Origin of the sequence: Sulfitobacter noctilucicola (genome assembly GCF_000622385.1) — a bacterium.
GTDB classification, from domain to species: Bacteria; Pseudomonadota; Alphaproteobacteria; order Rhodobacterales; family Rhodobacteraceae; genus Sulfitobacter; species Sulfitobacter noctilucicola.
Genome location: NZ_JASD01000008.1, coordinates 1,833,217 through 1,850,229, shown reverse-complemented (window position 1 = coordinate 1,850,229; position 17,013 = coordinate 1,833,217). Strand labels below are relative to the sequence as shown.

Here is a 17,013-nt window from a genome sequence, read left to right as displayed (position 1 = left end):
TGCCCGGGGCTTTCACACACCCTTTGCTTGGACTATAGCCACATCATGAGCACAAACCCACCAGAACTACGCCCCGACCTCGCCCCGCGTGCGCGGATCACCGACCCAAAGCGCCCGGGCCAGCCGACCATCGGCATGGTATCTTTGGGCTGCCCCAAAGCTTTGGTCGACAGCGAACGCATTCTGACGCGCCTGCGGGCCGAAGGGTATGGCGTGTCGCCCGATTATTCCGGTGCGGATGCGGTGATTGTGAATACCTGCGGATTTCTTGATTCAGCCAAGGCAGAATCCCTTGATGCCATCGGTGAAGCGCTGAACGAAAACGGGCGCGTGATTGTGACGGGATGTCTGGGTGCCGAACCTGACTACATCCGCGAACATCACCCCAAGATCCTTGCCGTGACCGGCCCGCATCAATACGAACAGGTGCTGGATGCCGTGCACAGCGCCGTGCCACCGTCGCCCGATCCCTTTATCGATCTGTTGCCTGCGCAACAGGTCTCCCTCACGCCGCGCCATTACAGCTATCTCAAAATTTCCGAAGGCTGTAACCACAAGTGCAAGTTTTGCATCATTCCCGACATGCGCGGGCGGTTGCAATCGCGTCCTGCCCATGCCGTGCTGCGCGAGGCCGAACGGCTGGTCGACAGCGGCGTGAAGGAGTTGCTGGTGATCTCTCAGGACACCTCGGCCTACGGCGTCGATATCAAACACGCCGAGGACCGCGGCCACCGCGCCCATATCACCGACCTGGCGCGTGATCTGGGATCGCTGGGCGCGTGGGTCCGGCTGCATTACGTCTACCCCTATCCGCACGTGCGCCAGTTGATCCCGCTGATGGCCGAAGGGCTGGTGTTGCCCTATATGGATATCCCGTTCCAGCACGCGCACCCTGATGTCCTTAGACGCATGGCCCGCCCTGCGGCAGCGGCCAAAACGCTGGACGAAATCGCCGCCTGGCGCGACATCTGCCCCGACATAACCCTGCGCTCCACCTTCATCGTCGGCTATCCGGGCGAGACGGAGGCGGAGTTCCAGACCCTGCTGGATTGGCTGGACGAGGCGCAGTTGGACCGTGTGGGTTGCTTTCAATACGAAAACGTCGAAGGCGCGCGGTCAAACGCCCTGCCGGATCATGTGGAGCCGCAGGTAAAACAGGACCGCTGGAACCGGTTTATGGAAAAGGCGCAGGCAATTTCGGAAGCCAAGCTGGAAGCAAAGGTCGGGAGCCGGATTGATGTGATCGTGGACGAGATCGACGCCGAGGCAGCAACCTGCCGGACCAAGGCGGATGCGCCCGAGATCGACGGGAACCTGTTTATCGACGAAGGGTTCGAGGGGGTGTCCGTCGGGGATATCGTCACGGTCGAGGTGGAGGAAGCCGGGGAGTATGATTTGTGGGGGCGGGTTGTTTGAGTGGCTACACCGCCATCAAATATTACCTTCTGGAGTCATCAGTTAACCGATGACTGAAGGCCCCGCACCCAAATACAGAGAGCCGTTCAATCATGCTAGAAGCCATAGACCAGTTAGCGGCAGATAGAAGCGAATGGCATAGTCTAGCGATCGTTTTGCGAGGTACTTCGTCCGGTCGCGTTGTGACCTAAGCTAATACATACTATGGGTCGGATCACAAAGTTTGGACCGATTGAATCCAATCCCGCACGGGATCAAGGCGTAGCCGCCGTGCAGCGGCAGCCCCTCCGTCGGGCTGGCGCTTTGTCAGACAGATGCGCTTTCATCAAATAGAAGACTACAACAGCCACCATAAACTGACCTGAACCCACGTCGGATGCGCCACCCCAGGGGCTGTCTCTGCCGGGCGCGTGGGGTGCATGGATTACAGCACATAGCAAGAACACTTGAAAATGTTCCCCCTCTGTTCTATATGTTAACCAAGAGTTAAGACACAGTAGAACGCAAGGAATATTCCATGTCCTTTCAACCCACCTTCCCCGGTCTGTTCTCACCCGCACAGGGCGCGCAGCCCGTTCAGACCGACGCCCCGCTGCCCGCCACGGAAAAGCAGATCGCCTATGCCACAACGCTGGCCGCCAAATCGGGCGATCCGCTGCCCGACGGGATCACCGCAGACCGTGCGGCGCTGTCAAAGTGGATCGACGCGCACAAGGCACCTGCACCGCAGGGGCGTTTTTCGGACTATCCGTCGTCGAAACAGGTGGCCTTTGCCGAACGGATCGCGCGGCTCAAACGCAATCCGGTGCCGCCGGAATGCTTCAAGGATCGCGCCCTTATGTCGCGCTGGATTGATAGCAATAAGCCGCGCTGAGCCTTTGAAGCCGACATCAGGCGCCCTATCTGACGCAAATGAGTGAGAAAACCGAAGTTCTATACAACGCAAGCTGCCCGATCTGCAGCCGCGAAGTTGACCACTATGCGAAGTTGAGCGCGCGGGCGGCCTTGCCAATCCGGTATGATGACGCGACCGACCCTGCGAAGCTGCGCGATTGGGGCATCACTGCGGAAGATGCGGCACGGCGTTTCCACGTGCGCAAGGGTGGGCAAACCTATGGTGGTATTCCCGCGTTCGTCGTTCTTTGGCAGGATATTCCCCAAACCCGCTGGCTGGCACGTCTGGTCTCCCTGCCGGGCGTGAACTGGATCGCACAAAAGGTGTATGACCATTTTGCGGCCCCGCTGCTGTACCAAATGCACCTGCGGCGACAGCAGCGTGATTGACGCAAGGTGAGCACGCTGGGGCCATCACATCTTAATTTTTATCGGTTAACGATATTTGATGGCTTATCCTTACTCCAAAGCTGAGACCCTTGCAGATGCAGCCGTCCATGCGGCGGGGTTGTTGTTTTCCGTTCCTGCCTCGATCTTGTTGATCGCCCACGCAGCACAGCATTCCGGATCGGCCCTTGCGGCCACGGCGCTTTATGCGGGGTGTCTGATCCTGGCTTTCGCGGCCTCGGCGCTTTATCACATGTGTCCGGTCGACCGGCTTCGACCCACGTTGCACCGCATTGATCATGCCGCGATTTACCTCAAGATTGCAGGCTCTTACACGCCCATCGTCGTCGTTATCGGGTCCGGCTTTGCCTATGGAATTCTCGGGCTGGTCTGGGCTTTGGCCGTGCTGGGTGCCGTTGCCAAGCTGTCATTCTGGTCCACTGCGGCCAAGGGGTCACTGGGGCTTTATCTGGGAATGGGGTGGCTTTCTACGTTGTTGGTCTGGCCTATGTGGCAAACGCTCAGCGGTGTGGTTGTCGCCCTCGTGGTCATCGGCGGGCTGATCTATTCTGTAGGTACGCGGATCTATGCCCACCCCGGCATGCGCTATCAGAATGCGATCTGGCACAGCTTTGTGCTTCTGGCGTCTATTTGTCTATTCGCGGCCATCGCGCTTAGCCTCTAGGTAAACCGTTACACAGGTTTGCACATGACGGAACCTGTCTCCTCCCAGATGTTTGCCACCGTACCAGCGTGTCACGATAATCAGTTCACCGCTGAGTTCCGCGCGCTCAAGCATGCGCAGAATTATCATCCCGGCACCTGCTTCTCCGTCATCCCCCTTCAACGGGGTGCCATCGGGCAAAAGCACGCCCCACGTATTATGGGTGGCCTTGGCATAGGACTTTTCGCGTTTCAGCTGTTTCAGCGCGGCGTCGACACCAGCCCTGTCAGACACGCGTGTGCCTGACACCGCATATTTCGATCCTTTATCATTCAGGATCACGCCTGATTTATACAAACCGACTACAATCCTGCAGCAGTCCGGCGCACAACGTCGATCCGCGATGCATTAGGTGGATGGGTCCCAAGGAATTTGTCGCCCGGGTCAGGGATACGGGTAAAGAATTCAGAGCCGCGCAGCGGATCGTATCCTGCCCGTTTTGTGATGATCGTGCCAAGCGCGTCGGCCTCAAGCTCAAATTCTTTCGAGTAACTGCGCGCACCCACTGTTGCCCCAAGTTGCTGTGCGGAACGGACCGCTTCCGCGCCCCCGCCGGCAAGTGTGGCAAGCCCCGAAAAGATCACGGCGCCAGCAACAGCATTTTGCTGTTGGCGGGCGATATGGCCGCCGATGTGGTGCGCTGTTTCATGCCCCAACACAAAGGCCAGCTCGTCTTCGTTGCGGGCATCTGCGATCAACGCGAGGGTGAACGCAACGACCGGACGCCCCTGTTTATCAAGTGTCTGGAACGCATTCGCAGGCTGACCGGGACGATCGTCTACCACGATATTGAAATCGCAATTCACACCCGACGTACGCGCACGGCATTCGCGTTCGGCCACCGGCTCAACCGTTTGCACCACCCGTACAAAGCTGCGCGCGGCCTGTGCGCCCGAAAGCGTCGGAGCCGCTGGTGCCGTAGTCTGCGGCGCAGGCGTGGTTGGCGATTGTGGCACCTGCTGCACATCGCAGGCAGCAAGCATCGCCAAGAAAGCAACTGCTGCAAATGTCTTTTTGATCATGCGTCCTGTCCCTGCGCCTGTGGTGCTGTCTGTCTTATGTTAGCACGGGATGCGCGGGGGGCCAGCCCATTGATGCGTCTTCGGCAAAGAGCCGTCCTTCTGCCTCTTGCAAAGCATCACCGAAACCCGCAGGGTCGGCAAATGTTTACCATTGAGCACGAATTCGACGCCTCCGTGATCACGCTTGTCGATGAGGGGCAAACCCCGCTTCGCGAAGACATCACGGTTCACGCATTCGACACTGAAATCACCTTTGAGCAGTGGGACCCGCGGACTGACAGTGTGTCGAAGATCACCCTGTCGCCGGAGCAGTTGCGCGATCTGACGGCCGCGCTCAACCTGCCCGAAGGCATATACCGCAGCCCAACGGAATAAGGACACGTCCATGGCCACTGGCACCAACATCAAGACTTTCTTTGACGGCACATGGCACGACGGTGACCGCATGGTGATGAACGCGGCCGATCATGGAGCGTGGCTCGGCACGACTGTTTTTGACGGCGCACGCCTGTTTGACGGCCTGTCCCCAGATCTGGAAAAGCACTGCGCACGGATCAACCGTTCTGCCGAAGCGTTGATGATTACGCCGACCGTCAGCACCGAAGAGATGGTCGAGACAGTCCGCGAAGGACTGAAAAGCTACAACAAAAATCAGCCGGTTTATATCCGGCCTATGTACTGGGCGCTTGCGGGCGATGATCTGGGCATTGTGCCACGCGCAGGGGCCACTGGCTTTGCCATCTCGCTCGAAGAAATCCCCATGGCACCACCCGAAGCCGCCACGACCCTGACGCGCACGCGGTTCCGTCGCCCTGTGCTGGAAGATGCTGTGGTAAACGCCAAGGCTGGCTGTCTTTACCCCAACAACGCCCGCATGATGGTTGAGGCGCGGTCCAAAGGTTTCGGCAATGCCTTGGTGGCAGATGCGCTTGGCAATGTCGCAGAGAGCGCTTCAGCCAACGTGTTCATGGTCAAGGACGGCGAAGTTTTTACCCCCGTTCCAAATGGCACATTTCTGGCAGGCATCACCCGCGAGCGTCACATGATCAACATGGCGGCCGAGGGCATCAAAGTGCACGAATCCGTGCTGTCATTTCAAGACTTCCACGAAGCGGACGAAGTGTTCTTGTCGGGCAACATGATGAAAGTCACACCCGTAGCGGCATTTGATGACACGACCTACGAAGTCGGGGCAAACGCCAACCCTGTCACCCGCCGCGTGCGCGAAATGTATTGGGACTGGGCCGCAAGTTCAGGAAGCTGACACCTAATTACGTGACCACTAGGGTTCGCGATGTTCCCGGGCGCCCCATAGGCAGCACAGGCATTAGCTTTTCACAGAGCAGTAGCTCACCCCACCGAAACGCAATCAGAATGGGATTGCGTGCCTTCGGTTCTGGGGTCATGATCCCCGCGAAGGAGACCAAAGATGCGCAAGTTCCTTGTCGTGCTCGATGACAGCACCGAATGTCTCAATGCCATGCGGTTTGCAGCACTGAGGGCAAACCATACCGGCGGCGGCGTCGCCGTTCTGTCCGTGATCCCGCCGGATGAATTCAATCACTGGATCGGCGTTGGCGATATTATGCGCGAAGAAGCCCGCGAACGTATCGAAGTGCACTTTGAAGTCTTCGCAAAATGGATGCGCGACAAGCAAGGTGTCGATCCTGAACTGGTAATCCGTGAGGGCGAACCCTCGGACGAGATCATTGCGCAGATCGCGGATGATCCTGACATTGGTGTGCTTGTTCTGGGCGCATCGTCAGACAAGAAGAAAGGGCCCGGCCCGCTGGTCACGCAAATGTCCCGCTCTGCCGGTACGTTGCCGATCCCGATCACCATTGTGCCCGGCAACCTCAGCAAGGAACGGCTTGAGGCGATAACCTGAACCGGTGATACACCCAGTGGCCGCGTCTGGCCGCTGGACGGGAAGAGACACGCCGTTTAGAATGGTTCCAAGGACTTGAATCACGGGCCGCTGACCCGCATATCAGTCGTAAGCAGACAAAGGATGCCGCCACATGTTTATCCAGACAGAATCCACGCCGAACCCCGCAACGCTCAAGTTCCTGCCCGGCCAGTCCGTGCTGGAGATGGGTACAGCGGATTTCCCGACACCTGACGCTGCGGGCGGCTCGCCCCTTGCCCAGCGTCTATTTGGGGTCAATGGTGTGACAGGCGTGTTCTTTGGCACGGATTTTGTGACCGTTACCAAAGATGACGCGATCGAGTGGGACCATATCAAACCCTCGCTTCTTGGCGCGATCATGGAGCATTACCAGTCCGGTGCGCCGGTGATGGGTGCCGATCATCAGGCGTCTTCGGGTCATGCGGATCACGACGGCGAAGATGGAGAGATTGTAGGCCAGATCAAAGAACTGCTCGACAGCCGTGTCCGCCCCGCTGTTGCTCAGGATGGTGGTGACATTACGTTCCACGGCTTCGACCGTGGTGTAGTATACCTGCACATGCAGGGTGCCTGCGCCGGTTGTCCTTCGTCCACCCTCACGCTGAAGATGGGGATCGAGAACCTGTTGCGGCACTACATTCCGGAAGTCACCGAAGTGCGCCCCGTCGCCTGACGTGAGCCTCCTTTCCGAAACCGCCTTATTGGCCTTCGACACTTCAGCCGCGCATTGCGCGGCTGCTGTGTATGAAGGGGATGCGTTGCGTCAGGCCGTTGTCGAGCCGATGGCAAAAGGTCAGGCCGAGCGTATTCTGGTGCTGTGTCAGGAAGTCCTGGCAGCTTCAGATCTCGCATTTACGGACCTGACCGCACTTGCGGTTGGCATCGGGCCAGGAAACTTCACAGGTATCCGCATTTCCGTCTCGGCCGCACGCGGGCTGGCTTTGGGTCTTGGTATTCCGGCAGTCCCTGTCTCCGCATTCGAAATGTTGCGAGATACATCCGGTCTGGGCGCACATGCGGCGGAAGTCGTTATCGTGGAAGCGCCGCGCGGCGCGGCCTATGCTCAGTGCTTCCACTACGGACGCCCGTCAGGTGCGCCAGAAATGATTGATCCTGCAGCACCGCCCGACCATCTGCGGCAGACGAACCTGATGGTAACAGGCCACCGCGCAGAAGAAATTGCCGGAGCTTTAGGTGGCACCGCGAATACCGCAGAGATTTCCACTCCTGCCGAGCAGCTGGCACGCGTCGCACATTGGAAGCTGGAAAACGGTCATGACACCGATACGCGGCCTGCCCCGCTCTATGTCCGCGCGCCGGATGCCGCCCCTGCCCGCGACGCGGCACCACTGATACTCACGTGACCCCTCAAGCACTCGCAGCATTGCACGCTGCGGCGTTTGTTCACGAACGCCCCTGGTCATCGGACGAGTTTGCCTCTCTGCTGAACTCAGATCACGTTTCGCTTTTGACAGACGAACACAGTTTCGCCCTCGCGCGTACCGTCGCCGGAGAGAGCGAGCTTCTGACCCTTGCCGTGGATCCGGACCATCAGCGCTGCGGGTTGGGACGCAAACTTACGCGGGCTTGGCTAACAGCTGCGCGGGCGCAGGCTGACGTGGCATTTCTCGAAGTTGCTGCTGACAATGCCGGTGCACATGCACTCTATACCGCCGAAGGGTTTGCCGAAGTCGGGCGCCGCAAGGGCTATTACATGCGCAAGAACGCGGCACCTGCGGACGCGATCGTCATGCGACGCGACTTAACCCTTGGTCATCATGGTGTTTTACACCCTCCCACTTGAGGAATCGGTTGACCCTCCCCCCCTACTCCCGCCTAAATTGGCAATGATCTGACGATCGTGGGCAAGGGGCCACTGCTGGCTCTGCCCCAATATGGAAAAACCGGGAGATACCACATGACCCTTATGACAAAATTTCTGGGCGCTGCCGCCGCCGTCGCGCTAAGCGCCGGTGCTGCACTGGCAGAGCCTGCTCTGATTTTTGACCTTGGCGGCAAGTTCGACAAATCCTTCAACGAAGCAGCTCACAACGGTGCGCAGCGCTGGCAGGAAGAAACCGGCCTGAACTACCGCGAGATCGAGCTTCAGTCAGAAGCACAGCGCGAGCAGGCCCTGCGCCGTTTTGCCGAAGCAGGTTCAAACCCGATCATCACAATGGGTTTCGCGATGGCAGACCCGCTGTCCTCCGTTGCGGCTGATTACCCCGACACCAACTTTGTCGCCATCGACGTGACATGGTTGGAAAACCCGAACATCCGCCAGATCGGCTTTGCCGAGCATGAAGGCTCCTACCTTGTTGGTATGCTTGCAGCGATGGCTTCCAAGAGCGGCACAGTCGGCTTTATCGGTGGCATGGACATCCCGCTGATCCGCCACTTCGGTTGCGGCTATGCGCAGGGTGCTAAAGCTGTAAATGCCGATGCGACCGTGATTGCAAACATGACAGGTACGACACCTGCCGCATGGAATGACCCGGTAAAAGGGTCCGAGCTGACAAAAGCGCAGATTTCACAAGGTGCTGACGTTGTTTATGCTGCTGCCGGTGGCACAGGCGTCGGTGTGCTGCAAACTGCTGCGGACGAAAACATACTCTCTATTGGTGTGGACAGCAACCAGAACCACCTGCACCCGGGCAAGGTTCTGACCTCCATGCTCAAGCGTGTTGATGTTGCCGTTTATGACGCACTGGCCGCAGGTGATGACCTTGAAACAGGTGTCTTCACTCTTGGTCTGGCCGAAGAAGGTGTTGGCTATGCGCTGGATGACAACAATGGCCCGCTGATCACAGACGAGATGAAAGCAGCTGTAGATGAGGCCCGTCAGAAGATCATCGACGGCGAAATCGAAGTGACCAGCTACTATGCGAACGATAGCTGCCCCGCACTGGACTTCTAAGTGACGCAGGAAACAACATTGGAGCGGCAGGCAACTGCCGCTCCTGACGTGCCAGCAATCGAGCTGAAGGGCATATCCAAGGCCTTCGGACCCGTACAGGCCAACAAAGACATCTCAATCCGCGTCATGCCCGGTACGATCCATGGGATCATCGGAGAGAACGGCGCGGGCAAATCGACACTCATGTCGATCCTTTACGGTTTCTACAAAGCCGACAAAGGCGAGATCTGGATCAACGGATCAAAGAAAGAAATACCTGACAGTCAGGCGGCGATTGCTGCGGGCATCGGTATGGTGTTCCAGCACTTCAAACTGGTTGAGAATTTTACGGTCCTGGAGAACATCATTCTGGGTGCCGAAGACGGGCGGTTGCTGAAACCGTCACTGGCCAAAGCGCGGCGTACCTTGCTGGAACTGGCCGAAGATTACGGGCTGAACGTTGAGCCTGACGCCTTGGTGCAGGACATTGGCGTCGGCATGCAACAGCGCGTCGAGATTCTAAAGGCCCTCTACCGTCAGGCGGATATCCTCATTCTGGACGAACCGACAGGCGTTCTGACACCGGCTGAAGCGGACCAGTTGTTCCGCATTCTGGGCCGTCTGCGCTCCGAGGGTAAAACCATCATCCTGATCACCCACAAGCTGCGCGAGATCATGGAAATCACCGATACGGTCAGCGTGATGCGCCGTGGCGAAATGACCGCAACGGTGCGGACACAAGACACATCACCACAGGAACTGGCCGAGCTGATGGTCGGGCGCAAGGTTCTGCTGCGTGTCGACAAAAAGCCCGCCACTCCGGGGGACGTGGTGCTCGACATCAAAAACCTAAAGGTCGTTGACGAAAAAGGCGTTGAGCGTTTGCGCGGGATTGATCTGCAAGTGCGTGCGGGCGAAGTGCTGGGCATTGCCGGTGTTGCGGGCAACGGCCAGTCAGAGCTGCTTGAGGTGCTGGGCGGTTATGCGGACGGCACCGGCGAAGTACGCCTCAACGGGCAATCGCTTGATTTGACAGGTCGCCACTCGGATGGCCAATCACGGCGTGCACGCGGCATCGCACACGTTCCCGAGGACCGTCAACGTGAAGGCCTGATCATGGACTATCAGGCTTGGGAAAACACCGCCTTCGGCTACCACCACGATCCTGAATATCGCGCCGGTGTTCTCATGAACAACGCGGCAATCCGCAATGATACGGCAGAAAAGATGGAGCGCTTTGACGTGCGCCCACCAAATCCCAAGCTGGCCGCCAAGAACTTTTCTGGCGGTAACCAGCAAAAGATCGTTCTGGCCCGCGAGATTGAACGCAACCCCGACCTGTTGCTTGTAGGGCAGCCAACGCGCGGCGTTGATATTGGCGCAATTGAGTTTATTCACCAGCAGATCGTTGCTTTGCGCGATCAGGGCAAGGCCATCCTTCTGGTCTCGGTCGAGCTGGAAGAAATCCTGGCGCTGAGCGACCGGATTGCAGTCATGTTTGACGGTCGTGTAATGGGTGAACGCCTGCCGGAAGACACGGACGAAAAAGAACTGGGTCTTCTGATGGCCGGTATCACCGATACAAACGCGCCCCATTCAGTGGCCGAGGTCGAAGCCAACCTGGCGCACGCCGGCGGCGACCCGCACAAGGAGGTGTGAAATGGATGTAATGCCCAAGTGGGCCGAGGTGATCCTCGTGCCACTCATCTCCCTGTTGCTCGCTGCGATCATTTCCGCCCTCGTCATTCTTGCCATCGGCGAAGACCCTATCGCTGCGGTCAAGCTGATGATCACCGGTGCGCTGGGGTCGACTTACGGCTGGGGATATACGCTCTATTACGCCACGAACTTCATGTTCACCGGACTGGCTGTCGCGATTGCCTTTCACGCGCGGCTGTTCAACATCGGCGGTGAAGGACAGGCAATGCTGGGTGGATTGGGTGTTGCCCTCGCCTGCCTCTACATACCCTGGCCCCATTGGTCGCTTGCGCTGGTTGGTGCCACTGCGATGGCCGCCCTGTTTGGTGCAATCTGGGCCGCGATACCTGCGTGGTTACAAGCCAAACGCGGCAGCCATATCGTTATCACCACGATCATGTTCAACTTTATTGCCGCGGCTTTGCTGAATTACGTTCTGGTTAACCTTCTGCGCCCCAAGGGCCAGATGGATCCGGCCACAGCCCGCTTCCCCGAAGCGACGCAACTACCGACGTTGCACGATCTGTTGGCCCCGCTTGGCATCGAATTTTCCAAAGCGGCACCTGCAAACGTATCCCTTCTGGTCGCGGCTGCTGCCTGTGTCGGGCTTTGGGTGCTGATTTGGCGCACCCGTCTGGGCTATGAAATCCGCGCCTATGGTCATTCGGAATCAGCGGCAAAATACGCTGGCATCTCTCCGGTCAAGATCACCATGGTCGCCATGATCATCTCGGGTGCATTGGCGGGCATGATGGCCATCAACAACGTAATGGGAGAGGCGGAGCGGCTGGTTCTGAACTCTACCGAAGGTGCCGGTTTCATCGGTATCGCTGTTGCACTGATGGGCCGGTCACACCCCTTGGGTGTCTTTATCGCGGCAATCCTGTTCGGATTTTTGTATCAAGGCGGCGCTGAACTGGCGCTTTGGACATCTATCCCCCGCGAGCTCATAGTGGTCATTCAAGCCTTGGTCATTCTGTTCACGGGTGCGCTCGACAATATGGTGCGCATGCCGCTTGAGAAAATGTTTCTGGCTGTGCGCCGTGCGCGTGCCCCAAAGCCTGAGCGCAAGCCGGTGGAGCCTGCTGAATAATGGATTATCTCACGCTCATCCAACTTCTCGATTCTACCGTGCGCCTTGCCACGCCGTTACTGCTGGCATGTCTTGCCGGTCTGTTCAGCGAACGTGCGGGTATTTTTGACATCGGGCTTGAGGGCAAGATGCTGGCCGCCGCGTTCTTTTCCGCAGCCATCGCAGCGCTCAGCGGCTCTGTCTGGCTGGGTCTTCTTGCAGGTATCGGCGCGTCACTGGCGCTCTCTGCCTTGCACGGCCTCGCCTCTATCACGTTTCGCGGCAACCAGCTGATCTCGGGTGTGGCGATCAACTTCCTTGCGGCCGGTATGACCGTTCTAATCGCGCAAGGCTGGTTCAAACAAGGCGGGCGCACGCCGTCGCTGATGGGGGGTGCCCGCTTTGAAGGGATCACCCTGCCCGGCGCAGAGGCGATCGCCGACGTGCCTTTCATTGGCCCGCTTTACGCCGAACTGATCTCAGGGCACTCGATACTGGTCTATATGGCGCTTGCTGCCGTACCTCTCAGCTGGTGGATCTTGTATCGTACCCGCTTTGGCCTGCGCCTGCGTGCGGTCGGTGAAAACCCCGCATCTGTAGATACTGCCGGCATTTCGGTCGTTGGTCTACGTTATGCGGCGGTGGGCATCTGCGGCATCCTGTGCGGGATTGCCGGCGCGTATCTCAGCACCGCGCTTCAGGCCGGTTTTGTAAAAGACATGTCCGCCGGTCGTGGCTTCATTGCACTTGCGGCACTGATTTTTGCCAAATGGAGACCATGGCACGCGCTGTGGGCCACCCTGCTCTTTGGTCTGTTCGGCGCGCTTGAAACCCGCCCTGACGTGATCGAAGCGGTGATTGGCATGAAGGTTCAGGGCCAGTTGCTGGGCGCGCTGCCCTATTTGATGACAGTGATTATCCTTGCCGGATTTGTAGGCAAGGCCATCCCGCCCCGCGCCGGTGGCGAGCCATATGTGAAGGAACGTTAATAAGACCAGTTTACCGCGCTGTGTCAGTCCTGCATGCTGCAAAGCGGCACAGGACGTTGATTCAAAACCTGAGCCGCGCTAAGGGAACACATGCAGATATACCTTCCTATCGCCGAAGTATCGGTTAACGCCTTCCTTCTTTTGGGGCTGGGTGGGTTGGTTGGCATATTGTCCGGGATGTTCGGGGTCGGCGGCGGCTTCCTGATGACACCTCTCTTGTTCTTTATCGGTATCCCGCCCGCCGTGGCCGTGGCAACCGAAGCGAACCAGATCGTCGCGTCTTCATTCTCAGGCGTCCTTGCCCATTTCAAACGAAAGACGGTGGATCTCAGGATGGGCACCGTCCTGCTGATAGGGGGCTTGATCGGTGCCGCCTTGGGCGTGCTGGTGTTCAACTACCTCAAGGCGCAGGGTCAGGTCGATCTGCTGGTCAAGCTTTGTTATGTGGTCTTTCTGGGCGTGATCGGCGGCCTGATGTTCATTGAATCGCTCAATGCAATCCGCAATACCAAAAAGGGCAAACCCGCCCCGCGCAAGAAACACAACTGGATCCACGGCCTGCCCTTCAAGATGCGGTTCCGCGTCTCTGGGCTTTATATCTCGGTCATTCCACCGCTCATCGTTGGTGTGGCGGTGGGTATTCTGGCCGCGATCATGGGTGTTGGTGGCGGCTTCATCATGGTGCCCGCGATGATCTATCTCCTCGGTATGCCCACCAAGGTCGTGGTCGGGACATCCCTGTTTCAGATTATTTTCGTGACCGCATTCACAACGATGCTTCACGCTACCACCAACTTTACGGTCGATATTGTACTGGCGGTTCTGCTGTTGGTTGGCGGTGTCATCGGCGCACAGATCGGCACGCGCATCGGCGTCAAGATGAAGGCCGAGCAATTGCGCATCCTGCTGGCCCTGATGGTGCTGGCGGTCTGTGGTAAACTGGCGATGGACCTGCTGTTGCAACCGACCGAGCTTTACTCCCTTGGCGTGGCGGGTCACTGATGCGCGCGCTGGCCCTCTCAATCCTTTTGCTCGTTGCATCGCCTGTGTTTGCAGAAGAGGTCGTCCTTGGGCTGAGCAAGGATCAGGTGTCGATCAATACCAGTTTTGACGGGTCCGAAATCTTGATTTTCGGTGCTGTCAAACGCGAGAAACCTATCCCCGACACGCCCCGCTTGCAGGTGATCGTTACCGTCGCGGGACCGTCGGAAACCGTTACTGTCCGGCGCAAGGAAAAGCGGTTCGGCATCTGGGTGAACACTGATGCTGTCGATGTCGATAGCGCGCCCAGCTTCTATGCTGTCTCAAGCAGTACCCTTTTGGGTCTTTCGATCTCGGAGACCGAGGACCAGCGTCACAAAGTCTCCATCCCTCGCGCAATCCGGTCGGTCGGTGCGCCGATGAATATCACCAACAGCGCCACCTTCTCCGAAGCACTGATCCGCATCAAGAAGCGGTCAGACCAGTACCAACTGAACGAAGGTACCGTGAGCGTTGACGAGCAGACTCTTTTCCGCACCGCGATCAAACTGCCGTCCGCCTTGACTGAAGGCGACTATCAGACCCGCATCTTTCTGACACGCGGCGGCGAGGTCGTATCGAAGCACGATACGAGCATCTATGTCCGCAAAGTCGGGATGGAGCGCTGGCTGTTCAACCTCTCTCGAGAGAATGCATTCCTTTATGGTCTGATGTCGCTCGCCATCGCCATTGCCGCAGGCTGGGGCGCATCGGCCGTTTTCTCCGCCTTCCGCCGCTAAGAGGCCTGGCTTCGCTAGCCGCGCCCGATGAACGGCATCTTGGTCGCCATCACAGTCATGAACTGAACGTTCGCTTCGGGTGGTAGCGTCGCCATGTGAAGCACGGCATTTGCCGCATGGGCCACATCCATCGTATGTGTCTCGGGGCTTATCTTTTTCAGTCCCGCCACCATCTCTGTTTCTGCATTGCCGATGTCGATCTGGCCACAAGCGATGTCGAAGGGCCTGCCGTCCAGTGACAGCGATTTGGTCATGCCGGTGATTGCGTGTTTCGTCGTCGTATAGCAGACCGACCCGGGCCGCGGGGTGTGGGCAGAGATCGAACCGTTGTTGATGATCCGACCGCCCGCGTTCTTGCGCATTGCGGCAAACGCCAGTCGTGCGGCCAGAAACATGCCATGCAGGTTGACCATCATCACCTGTTCCCAGTCTGCGATAGCAATCTCGTCAATCGGGGCGCTTGGGCCGAACATCCCCGCATTGTTAAAAAGAACGTCCAGTGGGCCGAATTCCGTGAAAGCCTGCTCCAACGCGGTTGCATCCGTAACATCCGCAGGCAAGGCGACCGCATTCTCGTGCTCTGCTGCCATCTCGTTCAAGATATCAGCGCGGCGGGCGATCAGCCCTACGTGCCAGCCCTCCTGCAAAAACAGCTCTGCTGTGGCGCGGCCAACGCCGGAACTGGCACCGGTAATCACAATGCGTTTCACAACATATCCTCCGTTTGGGCATCTAGGGTAAGCGGTGCGGCAGGTGCGGCGCGCAGATCGTCCACCACCAGCGGTCCTGTCGGTTTTGAAAGCCGGTTTCGCACCACCCAGACCAATCGTTCCTGTGCGCGGGTGATCGCAACATATGCAAGGCGTTTCCACAAGGGTTGACCTGCTTCCATCCGGCCCATACGCGCAGCGGCATATAGATCGGGTGCAAACACCTGAACTGTCTCCCATTGCGACCCTTGCGCCTTATGGATCGTCACGGCGGCACCGTGCAAGAATGTCGCTCCCATACGGGCGGCAAAGGGAATGAAAGGTTCTTCCTCGTCGGGCTTTTCGATCTTCACTATGGAAGCGGCACTAACCTGCGGGTCTTCGGCCCCCATCACATGCAGCCGACTGAAGCCGGGTTTGCGCCCTTCCCCCAAGAAGATGACCTGCGCGCCTTTAATCAGGCCACGCGCCTCCAGATCCAGCCTCTTTTTGCGGTGTTTCAACGGCAATTCAATTCCGTCACAGATCAGCGGCTCGCCTGCGAGCAGGGCATCTTCCGGGGCACCGTGGACCGATCGGAACGCATTAATCAGCCGGATGCGCGTGGCATTGCGCCAGACCAGCACAGGCGAGCGTGCCATCAGATCGACTTCTACACGTTGCCCCCAAACAACGCGGTCATCCTTTTGGGCAGCCTCTTCGACCATCCGCTCAAACTGCTCAAACCCCAAATCGGGGTCGGCCAGCGCATGGGCCAGATCAAGGATCGGGTTGCCTGCATCCTGACGAAAAATTCGGTTCAGGTTCATCACCCGTTTCTCGGGCAGTTTTTCGAAAACCATGGTGCCGGACTGGTTCACAGGGGCCAGCTGTGCAGGATCACCAAACAACAACAGAGTCGGAAAGATTTCCTTCAGGTCCTCGAATTGCTTGTCGTCCAACATCGAGGATTCATCGACAAAGCCGATGTCCAGCGGCTCTTCGCGCCGTTTCCATCCGGTGATAAAATCGGACCCGCGCAATCCGGCGGCCGCAAGTGCCCCGGGGATGGATTTGTTACCCGCATAAAAGGCCGCTGCCCGATCAAGGGCAATCTCGGTCAACCCTTCTACATCAACGGGCCGTTCGCCGCTGCCAGCCAGCCATTCCGCAATCCGTTCATATTCGGGATCGTAGACAGGCGTATAGAGGATACGGTGAATGGTCGTAGCAGGCACGCCGCGCAGACGCAGAACCGATGCCGCTTTGTTTGTGGGGGCCAGAATGGCCAGCGTGCGCTTGTCACCCTTCTTGCGGCTTTCATAATCGCCCGAGACGATGGCAACGCCAGCCGCCTCAAGCGCCTTATAAAGTTCTGCAAGCAAAAGGGTTTTGCCCGACCCCGCCTTGCCCGTCACAGCCATCACCTGATCCGCCCCACCCGCTGGCGGCATCAGAAGACTGTCGGACAGGTCAATCCCTGCACTGCGCAGCATGTCTGCCACACCGTCATAGGCGGCGGCCTGATCGTCAGAATACGTAAGTGCGGTGGTCATG

The 17,013-nt window shown here is 58.3% G+C and carries 20 protein-coding genes; 16 read left to right on the top strand and 4 right to left on the bottom strand.

Annotated elements, in window-relative coordinates; genetic code table 11:
- Window positions 1–45: 45 nt before the first annotated feature.
- The 4 genes from rimO (at window position 46) to trhA (ending at window position 3,382) form a co-directional block, all read left to right on the top strand.
- Window positions 46–1,416 carry a 30S ribosomal protein S12 methylthiotransferase RimO gene (gene rimO, locus Z946_RS0112735; RefSeq protein WP_025056119.1) on the top strand — a complete coding sequence of 457 codons (1,371 nt, stop codon included), beginning with the start codon at window positions 46–48 and terminating at the stop codon, window positions 1,414–1,416.
- A 517-nt stretch (window positions 1,417–1,933) separates the two neighbouring features.
- Entirely contained in the window at window positions 1,934–2,290 is a 357-nt protein-coding gene (locus Z946_RS0112730; protein ID WP_025056118.1) for a hypothetical protein, read from the top strand.
- A gap of 38 nt (window positions 2,291–2,328) precedes the next feature.
- Window positions 2,329–2,700: a thiol-disulfide oxidoreductase DCC family protein gene (locus Z946_RS20695; protein WP_037969197.1), complete on the top strand. Its 372-nt coding sequence runs from the start codon at window positions 2,329–2,331 to the stop codon at window positions 2,698–2,700.
- Window positions 2,701–2,758: 58 nt separating this feature from the next.
- Window positions 2,759–3,382 (top strand): PAQR family membrane homeostasis protein TrhA, encoded by a 624-nt coding sequence (trhA, locus tag Z946_RS0112720; protein ID WP_025056117.1) that lies wholly within the window; start codon window positions 2,759–2,761, stop codon window positions 3,380–3,382.
- Here trhA and Z946_RS0112715 read toward each other — a convergent pair.
- The gene (locus Z946_RS0112715; protein WP_375782155.1) at window positions 3,353–3,703 is read right to left on the bottom strand and encodes a YigZ family protein; all 351 of its coding nucleotides are present in this window, start codon (window positions 3,701–3,703) and stop codon (window positions 3,353–3,355) included. The two genes, trhA and Z946_RS0112715, sit on opposite strands and share 30 nt — an antisense overlap.
- Window positions 3,704–3,723: 20 nt before the next feature.
- Window positions 3,724–4,443 carry a M48 family metallopeptidase gene (locus Z946_RS0112710; RefSeq protein ID WP_081780824.1) on the bottom strand — a complete coding sequence of 240 codons (720 nt, stop codon included), beginning with the start codon at window positions 4,441–4,443 and terminating at the stop codon, window positions 3,724–3,726.
- A 141-nt stretch (window positions 4,444–4,584) separates the two neighbouring features.
- Here Z946_RS0112710 and Z946_RS0112705 point away from each other — a divergent pair, with 141 nt between their 5' ends.
- The 12 genes from Z946_RS0112705 (at window position 4,585) to Z946_RS0112650 (ending at window position 14,767) form a co-directional block, all read left to right on the top strand.
- Entirely contained in the window at window positions 4,585–4,818 is a 234-nt protein-coding gene (locus tag Z946_RS0112705; protein ID WP_025056114.1) for a hypothetical protein, read from the top strand.
- 10 nt (window positions 4,819–4,828) lie between these two features.
- On the top strand, window positions 4,829–5,707 hold the full coding sequence (locus Z946_RS0112700; protein ID WP_025056113.1) for a branched-chain amino acid aminotransferase: 879 nt from the start codon (window positions 4,829–4,831) through the stop codon (window positions 5,705–5,707).
- Window positions 5,708–5,872: 165 nt separating this feature from the next.
- Window positions 5,873–6,331, top strand: coding sequence for a universal stress protein (locus Z946_RS0112695; protein ID WP_025056112.1), 459 nt, complete (start codon window positions 5,873–5,875; stop codon window positions 6,329–6,331).
- Window positions 6,332–6,464: 133 nt separating this feature from the next.
- Window positions 6,465–7,025, top strand: coding sequence for a NifU family protein (locus tag Z946_RS0112690; RefSeq protein WP_025056111.1), 561 nt, complete (start codon window positions 6,465–6,467; stop codon window positions 7,023–7,025).
- A 1-nt stretch (window position 7,026) separates the two neighbouring features.
- Window positions 7,027–7,716 (top strand): tRNA (adenosine(37)-N6)-threonylcarbamoyltransferase complex dimerization subunit type 1 TsaB, encoded by a 690-nt coding sequence (gene tsaB, locus Z946_RS0112685; RefSeq protein ID WP_025056110.1) that lies wholly within the window; start codon window positions 7,027–7,029, stop codon window positions 7,714–7,716.
- 104 nt (window positions 7,717–7,820) lie between these two features.
- Window positions 7,821–8,156, top strand: a complete 336-nt coding sequence (locus Z946_RS0112680) for a GNAT family N-acetyltransferase (protein ID WP_311733212.1) — start codon at window positions 7,821–7,823, stop codon at window positions 8,154–8,156.
- Window positions 8,157–8,270: 114 nt separating this feature from the next.
- A complete protein-coding gene (locus tag Z946_RS0112675) occupies window positions 8,271–9,269 on the top strand; it encodes a BMP family lipoprotein (protein ID WP_025056108.1) in 999 nt (332 codons plus the stop codon).
- Window positions 9,270–10,907 (top strand): ABC transporter ATP-binding protein, encoded by a 1,638-nt coding sequence (locus Z946_RS0112670; protein WP_025056107.1) that lies wholly within the window; start codon window positions 9,270–9,272, stop codon window positions 10,905–10,907.
- A gap of 1 nt (window position 10,908) precedes the next feature.
- Window positions 10,909–12,039, top strand: a complete 1,131-nt coding sequence (locus Z946_RS0112665) for an ABC transporter permease (RefSeq protein ID WP_025056106.1) — start codon at window positions 10,909–10,911, stop codon at window positions 12,037–12,039.
- Window positions 12,039–13,007, top strand: coding sequence for an ABC transporter permease (locus tag Z946_RS0112660; RefSeq protein ID WP_025056105.1), 969 nt, complete (start codon window positions 12,039–12,041; stop codon window positions 13,005–13,007). The genes Z946_RS0112665 and Z946_RS0112660 overlap by 1 nt, the downstream gene beginning before the upstream one ends.
- Before the next feature lie 90 nt (window positions 13,008–13,097).
- Complete coding sequence (locus Z946_RS0112655; protein ID WP_025056104.1) at window positions 13,098–14,009, top strand: sulfite exporter TauE/SafE family protein; 912 nt, start codon at window positions 13,098–13,100, stop codon at window positions 14,007–14,009.
- Window positions 14,009–14,767: a TIGR02186 family protein gene (locus Z946_RS0112650; RefSeq protein ID WP_037969196.1), complete on the top strand. Its 759-nt coding sequence runs from the start codon at window positions 14,009–14,011 to the stop codon at window positions 14,765–14,767. The genes Z946_RS0112655 and Z946_RS0112650 overlap by 1 nt, the downstream gene beginning before the upstream one ends.
- Window positions 14,768–14,781: 14 nt before the next feature.
- On the opposite strand, the gene Z946_RS0112645 is transcribed toward Z946_RS0112650, so the two are convergent.
- A complete protein-coding gene (locus Z946_RS0112645; RefSeq protein ID WP_025056102.1) occupies window positions 14,782–15,477 on the bottom strand; it encodes an SDR family oxidoreductase in 696 nt (231 codons plus the stop codon).
- The gene (locus Z946_RS0112640) at window positions 15,474–17,012 is read right to left on the bottom strand and encodes an ATP-dependent DNA helicase (RefSeq protein WP_025056101.1); all 1,539 of its coding nucleotides are present in this window, start codon (window positions 17,010–17,012) and stop codon (window positions 15,474–15,476) included. Before Z946_RS0112640 ends, Z946_RS0112645 begins: the two co-directional genes overlap by 4 nt.
- Window position 17,013: the final 1 nt, after the last annotated feature.